Raw genomic sequence first — 16,549 nt, forward strand, 5'->3', positions numbered from 1 at the left:
TTTTTATGCCGGGGTTTATTGGTCGCGGCGGTTCCCGGCATGTCCTTTGCTTTGTCTGACAATGAGCAATACGGACATTGAAAACGCTCAAGCGACTGACCTGCCAGTGGTCTGGAAACGCGAACTAATCCCGATCACAGCCGGTCAATGACTGCACGATCCAATCAAGCGGTGACGCACAATGGACAACCCTTTCCAACTGATTACCGATGCCTTCACCCCGGAATACCGGGTCAACCTCAGCATCCAGGGCCTGGACGGCAGCATCATGCTGACCCTGTCCAAAGCCGGCCGCGTCGTCGCCAAACGCATGATCAGTGCCGCCCAGCGCAACGACCCGCAGCGCCTCAAGCGCCTGGTGCAAAGCATTCAATTCGGCATCGCCATCGAACAGGGCCACAGCGCCGTGGCGATTCTTGAAGCCATGACCAACAGCGACAGCCTGACGCTGCCGCCGCCTGGGGCCAAAGGCCAGCCAAGGCTGGCCGCGGGGCTTTAAAGCTCGCCCTTTTCCACCTCAGGGTGTTCGCTGGAACCCGCACCGGTCTTGCGCTGCGGGTGCTCGATCTTCACCGACGGGAACTGCGAAGAGGCATAACGCACCACCAGGATGGCGAACGATAGCAGCAAGATCCCGCCACACAGGTAGATAATCCCCAGGTCCGGTGGATTGTGGTGGGACACGTTGGAAATCAGCAGCCGGGTCAGCGCGGTGATCGCCACGTAGATCAGGAAGCGTACCGGCATGTGGTTGGTCTTGAAGTAGATCCCGACCATGGCCCCCAATTCGAGATAGATGAACAGCAGGAGAATGTCATCGATCTTGATATGACCGACCTCGATCATCTGCAAGAACTCCATCACCGCCGCCCACGCAGTGACCGCGCCGATGGCGAACAGCGCCAGATAGTGGAACGACTCGACAAACAGATTGCCCAGAGACTCGGCCAGTTGATGAACGTTCTGCCGCAGGTTCTCGGCCCAATTGATTTTCACGATGGTTCTTCCTTAGGTCGTTTCGACCGGATGATGCGGGTTGGACGTGACGGTTGTTCTGCATGCAGAAAAAAGGCCAGAGCCCCGACACTGAGATGATGGCGCGGTGCCGCAAGGCACGTAACGCCCTCATGCACCACAGAACAAAAATCCCGACTACATTAAAAAGCCACTATCCAAAGGCCGGCGTTTCCCCTATCCTGCGGCCTGTATATAAACACAGTAGTCGTAACAGACCCATTATCGTGAAGGCATGTGAGGTGGTGAATGGCCGTCGAAGTGGTATACCGCAGCAGCCGAGATCTGGAGCGCTTGTTCATGGATAAAGCCGAAGCTGATCGTCATGACAAAATGCTTGAGCTGGCTGAGTTGTTGTCCGAAGTGTTGCAAAAAGCTGTGCCGTCCCTGACCGAGCAGCAAGTGGAAGAAGCCGGGATCTACATGGCGAAAAACCGTGACGTGTTCGCCAGGGCATTCAAGAGCCAGCCGGACGCCTTGTCCGAACTGCTCAGCGTACCGGCCCCGGTGGCCGAAACGGTTGACCCGATCGAATCGGAGCAACCCGCAGCACCGAGCAAACCGGCAAAGCCGAGCAAGACCGCTAAATAAGCGACACACGAATTGAATAAGCCCTGCGCCAATGGCACAGGGCTTTTTTCATGGTCGCTAGAAAATAACAGAGCCCAGGAACACAGCAGGAGCCCCACAGGCATTAGCTATCCAGCCACCAATTTAAAAGCGTTTCATCGTCAAGATCATCGAGATTTTTATAGATGTTCGCGTAATACCATTGAACACCCGTCACCTCAGTGAATCGATTGAAAAACATATTAATATTCTGCATACCGGCTTTGGCTGGCACATTCAGAGAGAGGTTACCCTTATACCGGCCATCCAATGTGCCGCCCAGCGACACTTGAACTGCTTCCTGCAGGTCTTCAATGTACTCTTCTTCGATAAAATTCGAATAAATATGAATGCAAAAATTCCCGCCCCGCTTCAAAATCTCTGCTGGGGCGTTCTGATTTTTTATTGAAATGATATCGCCGATCGCCATATTCAGGGCCAGACCGGGAGACGAACACAGTTCATAAATATGCTCATCAATCTTTCGAGCGTGCACATTTTCATAAACAGGCCCTTCGGAATTTGAACCGACATAGACCTTGATCGAAATTTCTGGATGATCGCAAATCATAAAACAACCCCGCAACGTCCTTATTAAAAATCCAACCTACTCTACACAACCAGTACTACTTCAACCAAATTAAAAACTTCAGACCTCGCTTAATATACAACCCAGCTAATGGAGCTTCCAGACCTTATTCCATACCCTGCTTCTCATCTGCAATTAAAACCTTACAACAACTCAAGCATTCTGAACAACACGCTCACTTGCCTACTGAAGGAGGCAGGTCAATATTATTACAACGCAATATAGAAACAACCTTATTCAAAAACATGAACGGCAAATCTGTGGCAGCCCCGTGCATATCCATCAAACCTACTTCAACAACACTCTCAACAACAGCAGAAAACTCATCAATACTCTTAGGTGATATCAACGCCACAAGATCATGGGGTATCTCATCCCCTCGCCCATTCAGTGACAATGATGCTCCCCTTCTTTCCCATGCAGATAACTCGTTATTCAGAGGATAGTCATTTAGGTGCTTAATCAGCTGATCGATAGACGGATTAGAAAAACCTTTCCACTTACAATAAATCTCCAAACATAACGCCGCATACAACTGCAAATCCCTTGCGGGCCGTCCAGCAAACTCCGAAGTGCACTCATTTTGAACAATGGAATGGGCAATCATGTTTCACTACTCTGATCTGACATCCAGACATCCTCGTAGCCCTCTTTATCAATGATAAATCTCGCGCCCTCTGGCAAGGATAAATATTTTAAGACTTCCGGAAGCTCTTCCAACAAATGATCGGTGTGCAGTGCCTGATAAAAACCGCTTACCGCGGAATACTCTCCACCATGAATAAACCAACTGATCGTTCCATTCTCCGGCAGTTCTATCCTTGAGCCATAAATGGGCGATTTTTGTAATGTATCCAATGCGATAGCTACCATAGCTTCAGGCGTGTGAATGGGCAGTCCGTATTTCTCACAAATATCCTTCTGCTGTTCTTCAAAAGCTAACAAGTCATTTGTCTTCAATGGTCTCTCCAGTTAATTATTATGCTAGAGCTAAAAGTCTGACACCGATTACAGGTTAAGCAAAAAGCTTATTTATTGCCACATGGACATTATCCAGGCATCCTTTTTTCTCTTGCTCAAACTTTGTACATCCGTGGTACCAGTCGGGTCAAACCACTTCTAACTCATTAAATAAAATTGATCTAATATTTTATTTCTTAATCCAACTTAAAAAACCAACCCATCTCAAACAATAAAATATTTACTATGCTATTTTTATTTGCTCAGCGAGCAGGCATGTCAATCCACTACTGTTTGAATTCAAGGAGAGCCATCTGATGCCCCCCTACGCTCAACCTTGCCAACTAAAATAAAAACCGATGCCATATGATAAATACATACATTCACTAACCATTCAACCACCAATACAGAAGCGTTTCATCTTCAGGATCATCGAGATTCTTATAAACATTTGCGTAATACCATTGAACGCCAGTAACGTCAGTGAATTTATCAAAAAATGAATTGATACGTTGCATACCCACCCTAGATGGAACGGTCAAACAAAGATCCCAGTTATTCCTGCCATCCAACATTCCGCCTATTTCTGCACGAACCTCCTCAGCCAACGTTAATATATATTCTTCTGGTATAAAATCAGCATAAATATGTATACAGAAGTTCCCGCCTCTTTTTATTATTTCTGCTGGAGCGGTTTTATTTTTTATCGAAATCACATCCCCTCTCGCCATATTCAGCGTAAGACCAGGAGAAGAGAGCAACTCATAAACATCCGCATCAATTTTTCGGGCATGAACTTTTTCAAAAACAGGCCCTGTAGAACTTGGCCCAGCAAATACTTCAATCTCAATTTCCGAAAAATCATTAACCATGAGATACGCCACAGGTTACGTATTCAAGACGGTACGTTGCTTTTTTCATGTAACCCCTCTTGGCCCAATAAACTCGACTTACATCCATAAAAATCAATCCGCCATTGTCACGAACAGGATCAGTATTGGTCGCTTTGAGTCATAACATCGCTAACCATTGATAGTCATCATATAACGTAAAATCCACTCTCAACAAGCAATTAGACACCAACGTAATTAATTCTCAAAAATATTTAACTGGCGAGTTAGAATTCGAACAAAGCATCAAATACTTTACCAGATTTTTTTGGGTTTCATTTACACTGCTAAATCAATAGTTTCGCCTTCGAAGCGTACCAAATTACCGCCTGCGTACAACCTTGAGAATTCACATTTAGCAAGCATCTTTAACGATCACTACGCTGATAGACTTGAGTCCAACTATAACAATAGAACTCCAATTGACATCAGCTTTAAATCGCCCACATCAATATTCCCTGCTAGAAGAAGCCATTACATAAATCATGATTTCAGCTATCAAAGCTTTTCAACAATCTGAGAAACCAACAGCTTTTTCCGGGTTTCGTTTACGGCATCCAATAGCAAATTCCTATCAGACTCAACCATTTTGAATTTACTCATCAGACCGATAGATCGCTCAATAGAATCAAGCATCATTGATATTTGCAATGATTCATCAGCTTGCTTAAAGCTTTCATGATCAATTTTAAGCCGAAACTCAAGCACTTTACTTTTCTTGTTAAACTTAAAAACCTCAGGATAATCAGATACAAACTTACCTGACAAAATAATAGATATGAAGCTCCATCTATCCAACTCAAACTCTAAAGATGCCCCTCCACCAACTCAGCTAAAATCGGTAAAATTTTATTTCGAGCGACATGTCCCCGCGCCCAATATCTGCATCAATCTCACCAGACATGGAAAATTTCATGGCACCACCCCCTTAACAGTCACTTTCATTTAGGCATGGGCGGGCGTAGCGATGACTTCCCTCATACTTTACGCATGTATTTCACGCTTAGCTCTAACTTACCAAACTCTAAACACTACAGCCATTTAATCATGAGTTTTCCACATTTACCAAAACCACAGGGACACGTTAATCTGTACTACGCCCCATACGCCCCCTATTCATTGTAACTCGTAAGTGCCCTGATCAATCTGACGAGCGAGCAATTCCTCACGAGCAGCCCCATCGTCGTCAGTCACATATACCTGAATCAGTACAGGTGATTGCTTATCTTCCATAAGGCGCCCCACAGCTTTACGCTCAACACACACCACCCTTCTTTCATGGCCTGTAAAGACACTAAAACGTATTCAGGACACATCAATCTCATTTGAGAAGTCGAACCCTTTGAGCCCAGAATTCTCTACTTCTTCTTTAAATCTCTCGGTTACAAAAACTCTCTTCATATCCTCGTTGATCACAAACACATCTCTATCCGAGAGCTGGCTACGCACCAACACTGCCTTTTGGATGACCAACCCGTACTCATAGGTGCGGTATTGCGACCGTTCCAAGTCAAGACAATCAGCTACCGGATTGTTAGGGTAATAGCCTAAGAATTTTTTCTTCTTGCTTGGCGTCATCACAGGTAGAAACTGCCCGTACTTCCCAAGAAACTTTTCTGACAGAACCTCCACCGCCTGCTCACTGAACACGAAGAAAGGTCCTAGTGCCCCGCTGATATCAAACTGGTAGTTTTTCTTCCCGTCATCACTGGCGCGCAGTACTAACTCTACCGCCCGAAAGCTATCGTCAAATGGCTTCCACTCTTGGGCCATCGATCGACCGATGATGCTTTCCTGTCCTGCCGGGTATTTTTCGATGAATGATGAAAACGCCCCAACATCCGACTTCAATCTAAAAATCCGGATCATTAGTTATCCAATACAGTTGCCCAACGAGCGTTTCTGTCAGCAGAAGACAGAGCCCCACGCATACTATCAAGCTCATCGAGTACAGCTGGCTTTCCTCCCCGTTTGTTCGTTTCGATTACGCGCTCATTTACCGTGTCTACATAAGCATGAGGATGGCGCCCACAGTGACGAATACCCGGCATATCGTCTTTATTCGGCAAGAACACGCCATTTTCGGGCGAGTTAATTTTAATCTCGTGATGGTCCAAGATATCTCTAGCTGGTTATGCTCTCGCTAACCCCTTGCCCACAATGTGGTGAGCGGCAGAATTAGGAGGTGTGAGCGTTCCTTCACCATTCATAGCGGCAGCGAGTTCTTTACCGGTCAAGCCCAGCGGATCGACCCATGCTGTCGGATTCGGCGCATAGGCATACAGATTGAGCCCGCCCGCATAGCTGATCGGATCCTTGCTGATAAATCGCCCAACCGCAGGATCATAATATTGGTATCGATTGTAATGCAGACCTGTTTCGTGGTCGTGATACTGGCCCTGGAAACGTATCGGGTTAATGAGCCCTTGCTGCTGTGCGAATGCCGAGCGCTGCTGAAATTAAATTTTATTTAAACTCAAAGTATTCAATCATCATTCCAACTGGCTTCCTCATATCCACCCCCAAGAAACCCAACACCTCAAAAAACCACGAAAGATTATCTCCCAAAATAGAAATGTTGTCTTCATCATTTGACAGCAGACAAATAGCTAGCCGTGCAATCAACACCTCTCGATCCTTAAATTCTCGTATTGCCCCTTTCTCATCTATTTTCGCCCACCAGCCTGAAGCCTCCACCTTACATTCTTCAATAGAAACCTTCCCATTAATATATTTCTTCGTCAGTTGCAAAGGATCATTTTCACAATCAGAAAACTTAATATCCAACATTTCCAAAACATCAATAAAAAATCCTAGCTGGTGTTTAAGCGCATCAGACTTTTCAGTTGGCCGAATAATTGAGCCAATATTAAATCTCTTAAAATCAATTGAATTCATATATAACCTTAAAGCATTGCAAATATCGTTAATTGATGAATGGGGAGTTTTATGGGTACCGTGCCATTTTGCTGGTAGTACGAGAGCCAGGTCCTTTACGATCAAACTCCAAGTACTTCATTCAGTTCTGAAGACCACGCCCGAAACTACCTGCCAGATGTAAACTACTACTAACTGCTAGCTAACTACAGCGCCCTTCGGTCCACTGGCGATCAGAATTGCTCCACAAGCGGTTTTCATTCCATCAAGCGCTATCGGAGTGCCATCTACCGTGTAAGTACTACTGCCTTCAGCGATGGGAAAAACCCCCTTGCACAACGGGCAACTGACTTTATGGCCCACTCCTGCAATGGGTTTTCCATTGAGATTGGTTTGGGAAAAAGCTTCAAGAACAGCACCACCGTGAGTAGTGCTGTCCCCTAACCTAATAACATCTTTCATAGCTCGCCCCAAAAAACTTCAGCAGCATCAACCATAAAGCTTAACTTCAGCCAATACAAAAAAACAATTAAACATCAAATCAAACGCGCAAATAACTGAAAAGCTCAAATATTCAAACCACAAACCTTATTAACACTTAAGACATCTCAAACAAACAGGTATTTCTCTATACTTCTTGCATTCCTATCATTTACACAACAGCTACCAAACTGGTTCGGTGCTGCCTTCAGCCCTATACCGCCCTCACAGAACAAGCCATACCATAACGAATAACTTTAATTACCCACATGTACTTAATCAGCTTGAGAAACTAATAATTCCCCACGAGCTTTATTTACAGCATCTAACAGCAAAGCTCTATCAGACTCAATAACTTTAAACTTACTCATGAGACCGACAGATCGTTCAATAGAATCAAGCATCATAGATATTTGCAACTGCTCATTGGCGTGCTTAAATTCATCGTGATCAATTTGCAGCCGAAATTCAAGAACTTTGCTTTTCTTATGAAACCTAAAAACCTCAGGATAATCAGATATAAATTTATCTGACAAAATTATAGATATAAAACTCCACCTTTCTAACTCAATCTCCAAAGATAACCGATCCACCAACTCAGATAAAATTGGTAATATTTTGTTTCTAGCAACGTGTTCCCCCTTACCAATATCTGCATCAATCTCTCCAGACATAGAAAACTTCATAACATCAAACCCTTAATAGTCACTTTTATTTAGACGCGGACGGGCACCATCAGGATGATTTTCTTTATACTCTAAAATTTTCTCGTGCTGCCACGTATGCATCTCACGCTTAGTTCCTGCTTCCTCTGGCCTAAATATTACTTTTTCCTCATTAAGATAACGTTCCGTATAACGTTTTTTCCCTCTTGTTGTTTCACCATACTTCATAACCTCATCTGACTCTTGGTCCCTCAAGGTATACCCTATAGCAGGAGCATCGCTATCTAGGCTATTACCATGTACTTTTCCATCTTTACCAATTTTACATGGGCACTTTTTATCTGGACTATTCCCTGATGCGAACCTCCCATTCGTACTTCTAGGTTGTCCCTTCCAGAGACCTAGCGGGTCAATCCACCCCACTGGATTCGGCGCATACGCATAAAGATTCAACCCACCCGCATAACCAATCGGGTCCTGACTAACAAACCGCCCTACCGACGGATCATAGTACCGATACCGATTGTAGTGCAGCCCTGTCTCAGGGTCGTGGTACTGCCCCTGGAACCGAATCGGGTTGGTGATGCCCTGCTGCACGGCCCAGTCCGTGCGTTGTTCCTTGATTTCTCCCCACGCCTTGTACTGTGCGCTCCAGGCCACGCGGCCGTGCTGGTCGGTGAGTTCTTGCGGTGTGCCCAGGTGGTCGCATTGGTACCAGGCCAGGGCGTCGAAGGGGTGGGCCTGTGGTTTGTGGTTCCACAGGGGGTCGTGGTCGATGTCGTAGTCGCCGCTGTAGGTCGGTTGGTTCAGCAGGCGGATGGGTTGGTGGCGGATGGCTTGAGCGACGGGCACGAAGCTGCCGGGTTCGAACAGGTAGTGCACGGTGCGGCCGGTGCCGCTTTCGTGTTGGGCCGGGCTGCTTTCCCAGGCGAGGTTGTCGCCGTCCCAGCCGTACAGGGTGAAGCCGCAGCCGAGTTCTCGTTGTCGGCGTGCCTGTTCGTTGCGGTTCCATTGGGAGCCGGCTTCGGGGCGACGTTTGTAGTGGGCGCTGGAGTTTTTGTGTAGGCGTCGGCCTAAGGCGTCGTAGGCGTATTCCACGGCCAGGCGCGGGTCTTCGAAGTGCACGAGGCGGTCGAACAGGTCCCAACGCAGGCGGCTGTAGCTGCCGTTTTGCCAACGCTGGATCTGGTTGCCGCGGTCGTCGTATTCGTAGTGGGTGCCGGCGTATTCGCGCAGCAGGTTATCCAGCAGTTTGCTGCGTTTGGGGTCTTGGTCCAGGGGCCGCTGGATGGCGTGGGTTGGGTCGTCGAGCAGGTTGCCGGCTGGGTCGAAGGCGAAGGTTTCCACGGCCAGGCGGCTGGTGGCGCTGAGCAGTCTGCCCACCGGGTCGTAGCGGTAGGCCAGCGGGCCACGGCGGCTGTCGTTGATGTCGGTGAGTTGCCCGGCGGCGTCGTAGCGGTACTCGCGCTTGATCAGGGTGCTGGTGTCGTCGCTGCGGCCCAGCAATTGTTCTTGCAGGCGCCCGGCCGGGTCCCAGCGTTGGGTTTGCAGCAGGTGGTTGCCTTGGTGACGGGCGATTTCCCGGTGCAGGTCGTCGCGTTCGTAGCCGATCAGTTCGTGCTGGTCCAGGCGCATGCCCAGCAGATGGCCGCTGCCGTAGGTCAGCCAACTGACGCGGTGGCCGTCTGGCCGCACGGTGGCGATGCGCTGGTTGAGCACGTCGTACTCGTGCTGCCAGACCGCAACCTGGGGCTGTTCCAGGCTCAGGTAGTGCTGGTGCTCACGGACCAGGTTGCCGGCCAGGTCGTGGAACCACTGCAAGCGGCTGTCGGCGTTGCTGGCCATGACCAGGTTGCCGTTGCCGTCGTAGGCGAAGGTTTCCCGTTGCGACAGGGTGTTCAGGTTGGCTTGGCGCTCGACCAGGCGGCCCATTGGGTCGAATTTGACCGCAATGCTGCGTTCGCCATTCAGGGTGCTGTGCAGCCGACCGGAGCTTGGGTCGTATTGGTAACGGGTGGTGCGTCCGTCGAACCCGGTCTCTTCCAGCAGCCGGCCCATGGGGTCGTAGTGAAAGTGGGCGCGACGTTCGTTCTGGTTTTCCAGGGCCAGCAGACGCCCGAGGCGGTCCCAGCGATAACGCAGGGTCTGCTCCGCGGCATCGACCCGCTCGGCAATCATCCCGCCCTCGGTGTAGCTCCAGGTGGTGCAGCGTTCAAGGCCATCGACGTGGGCCAGCAGTCGGCCTTCGGCGTCGCGCTCGAAGCGCTCTTCGGTCTTGTCCGGGTGTTTGATCAACACCAGTTGGCCGGCTTTGTACTGGTACTCGGTTTTATTGCCGGCGGCATCGGTGAAACCGACCATCTGCCCCAAGGCGTTGTATTCCCAGGCACTGGCCTTGCCGGAGCAATCCACGTATTCAGTCAGTTGCCCGGCATCGTTGTAGTCGAGTTTTTTCTCGTTGCCGTTGGCATCCTTGATCGCCGTGGGCTGGCCCGCCGCGTTGTAGGCGTACTCGGTCTTGTTGCCCAGCGGGTCCTCCATGACCACCAGGTTGCTGCGGTCATCGTACTCACGCAGCCACTGGCCACCCTCGGCGTCGCTGATCTTGATCAGTTGGCTTTGGTCGTCATAGGCGTAATGCACCACGGTATCGTCGGCGCGAATGTGCTCCAGCACATTGCTGCGGTCATCGTAGCTATAGCGGTCGGTGCTGCCGTCAGCGTGCACATGGCGCACCACGTTTTTCGCGCTGTCGCGGAACAGCCACTCGGAACGACCGTCGGCATGGCGGATGCGGTAGGTGTAGCCAAGGACGTCGTAGTAGTGCCAGGTCTCCTGCCCATGGGCATCGGTGACGTAGGTCAGGCGAATGTTTTTATCCCACTCCAGACGGGTGTCGAAGCTGCCGTCATCGGCCCACTCGCGTACGGCCCTGGCATCCGGGCCGCTGCCCTGCCACTGCAGGTTCATGCCACGCCCGGTGCGGTCGCTGTAGCGGGTGACCAAGTGCTGCTGGTACTGATAACTCCAGGCCGAACCGTTCTCGTCCTGGGCCTGAACCAAGTCGCCATAGGCGTCATATTGATAGCGGCACAGTTGCCGTTGCGGGGCGCCGTCGCGGATTTCCCACACGCCGGTAAGGCGCCCCTGCTCGTCGATCATCGTGCCCAGGTGCAGCAGCACCTCGCTGATGTCGTCCTGGTAGGTGATCAGGTCCGAGAGCACCGGCAGGTCGTTATGCCGATGCTCGTGGTGCAGCATGATCCCCGCGCCGTTGCGCAGCACCACGCCGCTCAGCAGGTAACGCTGGCCGTAGCGGACGTAGGTTTCCTTGCGTTCGAAGCCACGGCACAGCACCAGTTGTTGCTCGCTGGGGCGCACCAGCGTCAGGTTTTCGATCGGGTCGTAGTGGAACAGGCCGACCTTGGGCAGCGGGTACGCGTGGCTGCGACCATCGAGGTCGTGGAACATCACGCCGTCATCGCCCAGGTCAAAACGGGTGGTCAGTTCGCTGATCCAACGGGCGCCCAGCACACCCTGGTCGTACGCCGCCAGGCTCGAACAGTAAGTCCGGGTCCAGTCGATCGGGAACGGGCCTGGCAGGCTGAAATCGGTGTGACTGAAGCTTTCCGAGCCCATGGCAAAACTGATGCTCGGCCCGGTCCCCGAGGGCGCACCGTTCTTGCAGCAACTGGGGCTGCCCTTGGCCGGTATCTCGGTTGCGGTTTGCTCCACTTCGCCAGCCCCCGCCTTGTGTTTGGCCTGGCTGGTGGCGTCCGATTTAACGTTGGTGCCTTGCCCGTGTTTATTGCGCAGCCGCCATTTGGTGGTGCCGCTGGCGAGGATCAGGCGCATGGCCTCGATGGAATGCTCGGCCTTGGCATCCCCCAACTTGTTCAACTCGACACGCAATTGCGGGCCCAATGCGCGCAATTTCGGGGTCTGACGCAGCACCTCGGCCTTGACCTCTTTGGGCACCACACTACTGCTCAGGCTGTTGGCCAGGCCCTTGGCCCCGGCTTTGTAGGCGCTGAAGGCGGCGGCAAAGAAGTTGTCGATGGTCGCGCTGGGGTCATGCAGCAGGTTGTCCCCCGCGGCACTGAGTTTTTTGCTCGCCGCGTCCAGGTCGCCCGTGGAGTCGAGCGTGCCGTTGACCAAGGCTTCCAGGCCGTCGACGATCTGATTGATCATTTTTTCGCCGAACTTGCCGGCGTCATCGAGCACCGTCTTGAGCTGGCCCTCGGCTTGCGTGACGAAGTCTTCAAGCTCACCGACGATGGTCGCGTTGAGGTGGCTGACGATGGTCTCGATCAGGGCGTCGCCCAGTATCGCCTTGCCCTCCTGGCGCACCAGCGACAGCATCGGCCGCAGGCTCATGCGCGCCGCCGCCATGCCCGGCGGCAGCGGGATCACGCCGATCAGATTGATCCCCAGGCTGACCCAGATAAACGGGTCCTGCTCCTTGCTGTTGGCCAGGTTGACGATGTCCCCCAGGGCATCCATCAAGGCCATGACGTTGCCCACCACCGGCAAGGCGCCGGAGACGTTCTTGATGCGCTCCAGGTTGACCAGGTCGCCACTGACCTCGCGCAACCAGGTGTCGAACTTCGCGGCGCCAAGGCCGACGTCCTCGACCTCGATGAGGTTCAGCGGGACGATCGCGACTTGAACCTCGCGGGAGGTTTCGGCGGTGGTTTCAGTGCTCATGAGAGCACCTCACCAGCCATCAGGCTTGGCGTCTGAAGGGGCATCTTGGGCAGGCTCACCGCGGGCAGGCTTGGCAGGCTGGGCAAACTCGGCAGTTGGCCGGTCTTGCTCGCCGCCCCCAGCAACGACGAGGCACTGGGCATGGCGGCGCTGGCCAGTGGCGGCAGGCCGGCGACCCCGCCCTGCACCACGCCCTTGACCTGCTGCGCGGTCTGCATCGCGCCCTGGGCGCTTTGCATCAGGCCCATGCCGCTTTGTGCCAGGCCCTTGCCCTGCTCCAGCAGTTCGCTGCTGCCGCTGGGCAGGACGCTGGCAACCATCGACTGGACCTGGGCCGGAATGCTGTCGGCCCCAGGCAGCTTTGGCGGCCACTCGGGTTTGCCGACGTAGCTGCCCTGGCTCCAGGTGTCCGCAGGGTCGGCCCCGAACAGCACCCGGGCCGGGCCCGGAGCGGCGCCGGCCACGGTGGCGAAGCCCTTGGCGTCGAGGGTGCCCTTGAGGCTCTTGCCCAAGGCGTCGATCACTTCGAATTCGCCCCCCTTGATGCCCAGGCGGTTGGCGTACTGGTTGAACAGTTCCAGGGTGCCCTTACTCGGTTTCGGCGGCTCGGGAAACACCCCGGCGTTGCTCTTGGCCCCGGTGTAGGCGAAGTTCGCCGCGTGGGCGGTGTAGGGCCCGGTGGTGGAATGGGTGATGCCACCGGCGTTGTAGACCGTGGCGCTGCCACCGCCTTGGATCACCAGTTCGGTCTTGGCGGTCAGGGTGATGCGGTCGGCGTTGGCCGTGACATTCAGCTTGGCTAGCAAGTTGATGCTGTCTTTAAGCGCCCGGATGTCGATGTCACCGGAGGCCGCCACCAGGCGCCAGCCCAGGTTCTGCACGAACAGGCGCATGCCTTGGCTGGCACTGGCCAGCAAGCGTTTGCCGATGGCCAGGCTGGTGTGACCGGTGCTGCTCAAGGCCAGGTGCTCGCCAGTGGCGATATGGCTGGAGCGTGGGGTGGTCAGGGCGATACCGGCCGGGCTGGCCAGCACCAGGTGGGGTTCGACGAACTCGGGAAACTCGTTGGTGGTCACGTCCCCCGGACCGGTCCCGAGAATGCCTTTGTGCTGCCGGTGCATGGCCTTGGCCACGTCATCCTGGTCCCCGGCTTCCTGGGCCTGGTTTTCCCGAGCCTGAATGGCAAAGCCGTCCTGCTGCTCGCTGGCGGTGGCCAGGCGTTCGGCGGTTTCCGGCAAGTCCTTGTGGTGTTTGCTTTCGTGGGGCCGGGGCTCGGTGGTGATCAGCAAGCCGGCCGCCGCCCGCACCGCGCCGTGGCGGTCGGTGCGCAGCTCGAAACCTTCGCCCCGCGGCTGGCCACCCGACGGCCGTGGGTGGGTCAGGTAGCCGAGGTTGATGGCACTGGCGCCATGGTCGCTGCGCAGGGCGATGCTGATTTCACTGGTGGTGTCGTCGATGCGCAGTTCGTTGGCGCGGCTGCCCTTGTATTCCTTGCTCTTGACCGTGGCCAGGGTCTTGAAGTCCGGCAGCTTGTAGGGCGGCAGGTTCACCCCGTGGTACAGGCAACCCGTGAGCAAGGGCTGATCAGGGTCGCCCTCCAGAAAGGTGATCAGCACTTCCATGCCAATGCGCGGCAGCGAGATGGCCCCGAAACTCTGGCTGGCCCAGTTCGACGCCACCCGCATCCAGCAGGTGGTCTTGTCGTCAAAGCGGCCTTCGCGGTCCCAGAAGAACTGCACCTTCACTCGCCCGTAGGGGTCGCAGTAGATCTCTTCGCCGGCCGGGCCGGTCACCACGGCTCGCTGGGAACCCAGGACCTTGGGTTTCGGATGGTCCAGGGGTGGACGATAAGGCACGTCCCAAGGCGTAGCGCAGAAGTGGTTGCGGTAGCCCTGGTGAAAGTCGTCCTTGTGGTCGGTGACGTCGCTGCTGATCACCTCTTCCAGAACCTGAGGCTGCTTGCCCTCGTGGTGGATTTCAGTGAGCAGCCACAGGTCATTCCACGCCGGGTTGGCATGGTCGGTCAGGGTCATGAAGTGCCCGGTCACCAGCACCGGCTGGTCGCTGTTGCCCTCGGCCAGGCGGTAGTCGCTGCGATGCCGTTCCAGGGCCCGATTAGCCAAGTGCTTGCCGCGCTCGCGATCGGTGAAACGCGCCGGGTAGTCATAGTCTTCCAGGTCCGGTTTGGCGCCGCTCTTGGCGTCGCTCTCCAGCTCGATGCGCGGCTTGGTGAAGTCGTAGTCGCGGCGCGTGGTGCGGCTGGTCCGGGTGGCCAGGCGCAAACCGAAGCGCTTGACCACCGGCACCTCGGCCACCAGTCCGGTGTCTTGCTGATAGGCCACGGGTGCAAGCTTGGGGAACACCGTCTGATCGTCGCCAAACACCAGCAAATGCGCCTGTTCGCTGTGCTGGAAGTGATAGTGGATCCCCTCCTCTTCACACAGGCGCTGGATGAAATGCAGGTCGGACTCGTCGTACTGCACGCAGTAGATGCGCTCGGGGTACACCGCGCTGAGCTGGTAGCGATGATCGCTGGCGAGGATCCCGTGTTCCTCCAACACCGCCGAGATGATCTGCGGCACGGTCATCTGCTGGAAGATCCGCTGGTTGGTGCGATGGGCCAGGTAGGCCAGTTGCGGGCGCAGGGAAATCCGATAACGAGTCAGGCGTTTCCCGGCCTCGCCCTGGGCAATGCTGTAGACCAGCCCATGGATGCCGCTGCCAGTGGGTGACAGCTGCAGGAACGCCAGCTTGTGCAGCAGGCTTTCGAGGTTCAACGAGGCCTTTTCACTGACCAGCTCCAGTTCAAATTCAAACGGTGTGTTCAAGGCTTCGCGGCCCTTGAAAGCCAGGACCTGAAAGTCCGCGCCCTCAAGGGTCAGCGTGAAATGGGGCTGGTTGGCCGGTGAGAACATCCCTTGTTCCTCGTGCAATGCTGCGGCCTGTGCTGACAGGCCCAAGGCCCATCAACACAGGTCGAAATTCTTCAGGGGGTACAACAGCCCTCGGCCGGCCAATGCCGGCCGAGGGACGCAACGCCAGGCAGCCTTAGCCGGCCACTGGAGTGCGCCAGTCATCGGAACCGGAAGTACCGGAGACTTCGTGGGTCCAGGTGATCTTGCGGTAGGTGAAATGCACGTCTTCCAGGTGGGTGAAGTGCGCGTTCGATGGGTCTTGGCAGTTGTGCATGTAGTCCTTGATGTCGACGATGATTGCGTCTTCAAGGGTGGTGGTGAAGTAATGCTCTTGGGTGCCGGCAGCGGACGTGCGGTACCAGTGGATAACGATTTCGGTCAGGCGCTCGCCCGAGGTCAGGGCCGCCAGCAGCAGCGGTGAGGCCTTGTCGAAGACCTTGGTGATGATCACCGGCTTGTGTACGCGCTGACCGGTCGGCTGGCCGGATTGCGGATCACGGGGAATGATCACTTCGTGCTGGAAGCCCTGGACCATGACCTGGTCTTCGTGGCCTTCCTGATAAGTGTTGCCCACCGAATCGGCGGTGAAGGCGCCAGCAGTGATCAGGCCTTGTTTGGTGCCAGTGACGGACATGTACGCGGGTGTAGCCATGGGTGCTCTCCTTGCTGAAAAATCGGGACCGACAGGCACCATCGCCTGCCAGGTAGTGGGAGGAGATATCAAAAGCCATGCCATCATATGGGAATCATTTATATTTCAATCACTTAGGCGTGTGTACAGGGAGTTTCAGCGGATTTACCCGGCCTTGACCGGTCAGCATTGCGCAAGAAGTTGCGCAGTAC

General features: G+C 53.9%; 15 protein-coding genes and 3 pseudogenes. 2 read left to right on the forward strand and 16 right to left on the reverse strand.

Annotation, left to right across the window (positions count from 1 at the left end):
- The first annotated feature begins 181 nt into the window (after window positions 1-181).
- Window positions 182-499, forward strand: coding sequence for a DUF3509 domain-containing protein (locus M1B35_RS30025; protein WP_123337021.1), 318 nt, complete (start codon window positions 182-184; stop codon window positions 497-499).
- On the opposite strand, the gene M1B35_RS30030 is transcribed toward M1B35_RS30025, so the two are convergent.
- Entirely contained in the window at window positions 496-996 is a 501-nt protein-coding gene (locus tag M1B35_RS30030) for a phosphate-starvation-inducible protein PsiE (protein WP_268263851.1), read from the reverse strand. The genes M1B35_RS30025 and M1B35_RS30030 overlap by 4 nt on opposite strands.
- Window positions 997-1,263: 267 nt before the next feature.
- On the opposite strand from M1B35_RS30030, the pseudogene M1B35_RS30035 reads away from it, so the two are divergent.
- Window positions 1,264-1,503 (forward strand): annotated as a pseudogene (locus tag M1B35_RS30035) (YebG family protein); the annotation flags it as partial.
- Between the two features lie 205 nt (window positions 1,504-1,708).
- Here the strand turns inward: M1B35_RS30035 and M1B35_RS30040 are convergent.
- The 15 genes and pseudogenes from M1B35_RS30040 to M1B35_RS30100 all read right to left on the reverse strand — a co-directional run bounded on the left by M1B35_RS30040 (window position 1,709) and on the right by M1B35_RS30100 (window position 16,358).
- On the reverse strand, window positions 1,709-2,194 hold the full coding sequence (locus M1B35_RS30040) for a DUF4265 domain-containing protein (protein WP_268263852.1): 486 nt from the start codon (window positions 2,192-2,194) through the stop codon (window positions 1,709-1,711).
- Window positions 2,195-2,387: 193 nt separating this feature from the next.
- Window positions 2,388-2,819, reverse strand: coding sequence for a hypothetical protein (locus M1B35_RS30045; protein ID WP_268263853.1), 432 nt, complete (start codon window positions 2,817-2,819; stop codon window positions 2,388-2,390).
- Window positions 2,816-3,172, reverse strand: a complete 357-nt coding sequence (locus M1B35_RS30050) for an immunity protein Imm33 domain-containing protein (RefSeq protein WP_341870170.1) — start codon at window positions 3,170-3,172, stop codon at window positions 2,816-2,818. The genes M1B35_RS30045 and M1B35_RS30050 overlap by 4 nt, the downstream gene beginning before the upstream one ends.
- Before the next feature lie 386 nt (window positions 3,173-3,558).
- A complete protein-coding gene (locus tag M1B35_RS30055) occupies window positions 3,559-4,044 on the reverse strand; it encodes a DUF4265 domain-containing protein (protein WP_268263854.1) in 486 nt (161 codons plus the stop codon).
- Between the two features lie 516 nt (window positions 4,045-4,560).
- Window positions 4,561-4,860 (reverse strand): hypothetical protein, encoded by a 300-nt coding sequence (locus tag M1B35_RS30060; protein ID WP_268263855.1) that lies wholly within the window; start codon window positions 4,858-4,860, stop codon window positions 4,561-4,563.
- A gap of 324 nt (window positions 4,861-5,184) precedes the next feature.
- Window positions 5,185-5,295, reverse strand: a pseudogene (locus M1B35_RS32455) (DUF4265 domain-containing protein); the annotation flags it as partial.
- A gap of 72 nt (window positions 5,296-5,367) precedes the next feature.
- Entirely contained in the window at window positions 5,368-5,931 is a 564-nt protein-coding gene (locus tag M1B35_RS30065; protein WP_268263856.1) for an imm11 family protein, read from the reverse strand.
- Window positions 5,931-6,179 carry an AHH domain-containing protein gene (locus tag M1B35_RS32460; protein WP_425273460.1) on the reverse strand — a complete coding sequence of 83 codons (249 nt, stop codon included), beginning with the start codon at window positions 6,177-6,179 and terminating at the stop codon, window positions 5,931-5,933. Before M1B35_RS32460 ends, M1B35_RS30065 begins: the two co-directional genes overlap by 1 nt.
- A gap of 108 nt (window positions 6,180-6,287) precedes the next feature.
- Window positions 6,288-6,518 (reverse strand): annotated as a pseudogene (locus tag M1B35_RS31995) (RHS repeat-associated core domain-containing protein); the annotation flags it as partial.
- 10 nt (window positions 6,519-6,528) lie between these two features.
- Window positions 6,529-6,960 carry a hypothetical protein gene (locus M1B35_RS30075; RefSeq protein ID WP_268263857.1) on the reverse strand — a complete coding sequence of 144 codons (432 nt, stop codon included), beginning with the start codon at window positions 6,958-6,960 and terminating at the stop codon, window positions 6,529-6,531.
- A gap of 177 nt (window positions 6,961-7,137) precedes the next feature.
- Complete coding sequence (locus M1B35_RS30080; protein ID WP_268263858.1) at window positions 7,138-7,401, reverse strand: PAAR domain-containing protein; 264 nt, start codon at window positions 7,399-7,401, stop codon at window positions 7,138-7,140.
- A gap of 293 nt (window positions 7,402-7,694) precedes the next feature.
- Window positions 7,695-8,105, reverse strand: coding sequence for an Imm44 family immunity protein (locus M1B35_RS30085; RefSeq protein ID WP_268263859.1), 411 nt, complete (start codon window positions 8,103-8,105; stop codon window positions 7,695-7,697).
- A 12-nt stretch (window positions 8,106-8,117) separates the two neighbouring features.
- On the reverse strand, window positions 8,118-12,791 hold the full coding sequence (locus M1B35_RS30090; protein WP_268263860.1) for an RHS repeat-associated core domain-containing protein: 4,674 nt from the start codon (window positions 12,789-12,791) through the stop codon (window positions 8,118-8,120).
- Complete coding sequence (locus M1B35_RS30095) at window positions 12,788-15,706, reverse strand: type VI secretion system Vgr family protein (protein ID WP_268263861.1); 2,919 nt, start codon at window positions 15,704-15,706, stop codon at window positions 12,788-12,790. The genes M1B35_RS30090 and M1B35_RS30095 overlap by 4 nt, the downstream gene beginning before the upstream one ends.
- A 133-nt stretch (window positions 15,707-15,839) precedes the next feature.
- Window positions 15,840-16,358 carry an Hcp family type VI secretion system effector gene (locus M1B35_RS30100; protein ID WP_123335791.1) on the reverse strand — a complete coding sequence of 173 codons (519 nt, stop codon included), beginning with the start codon at window positions 16,356-16,358 and terminating at the stop codon, window positions 15,840-15,842.
- Window positions 16,359-16,549 lie beyond the last annotated feature (191 nt).

Origin of the sequence: Pseudomonas morbosilactucae (genome assembly GCF_023241665.1) — a bacterium.
Taxonomy (GTDB): Bacteria; Pseudomonadota; Gammaproteobacteria; order Pseudomonadales; family Pseudomonadaceae; genus Aquipseudomonas; species Aquipseudomonas morbosilactucae.

What these genes read in the sequence shown, in the direction of transcription:
- M1B35_RS30045 (WP_268263853.1), bottom strand. Translation starts at nt 2,819, where the DNA reads ATGATTGCCCATTCCATTGTTCAAAATGAGTGCACTTCGGAGTTTGCT.
- M1B35_RS30100 (WP_123335791.1), bottom strand. Translation starts at nt 16,358, where the DNA reads ATGGCTACACCCGCGTACATGTCCGTCACTGGCACCAAACAAGGCCTG.
- M1B35_RS30040 (WP_268263852.1), bottom strand. Translation starts at nt 2,194, where the DNA reads ATGATTTGCGATCATCCAGAAATTTCGATCAAGGTCTATGTCGGTTCA.
- M1B35_RS30075 (WP_268263857.1), bottom strand. Translation starts at nt 6,960, where the DNA reads ATGAATTCAATTGATTTTAAGAGATTTAATATTGGCTCAATTATTCGG.
- M1B35_RS30065 (WP_268263856.1), bottom strand. Translation starts at nt 5,931, where the DNA reads ATGATCCGGATTTTTAGATTGAAGTCGGATGTTGGGGCGTTTTCATCA.
- M1B35_RS30095 (WP_268263861.1), bottom strand. Translation starts at nt 15,706, where the DNA reads ATGTTCTCACCGGCCAACCAGCCCCATTTCACGCTGACCCTTGAGGGC.
- M1B35_RS30085 (WP_268263859.1), bottom strand. Translation starts at nt 8,105, where the DNA reads ATGAAGTTTTCTATGTCTGGAGAGATTGATGCAGATATTGGTAAGGGG.
- M1B35_RS30055 (WP_268263854.1), bottom strand. Translation starts at nt 4,044, where the DNA reads ATGGTTAATGATTTTTCGGAAATTGAGATTGAAGTATTTGCTGGGCCA.
- M1B35_RS30090 (WP_268263860.1), bottom strand. Translation starts at nt 12,791, where the DNA reads ATGAGCACTGAAACCACCGCCGAAACCTCCCGCGAGGTTCAAGTCGCG.
- M1B35_RS30080 (WP_268263858.1), bottom strand. Translation starts at nt 7,401, where the DNA reads ATGAAAGATGTTATTAGGTTAGGGGACAGCACTACTCACGGTGGTGCT.
- M1B35_RS30025 (WP_123337021.1), top strand. Translation starts at nt 182, where the DNA reads ATGGACAACCCTTTCCAACTGATTACCGATGCCTTCACCCCGGAATAC.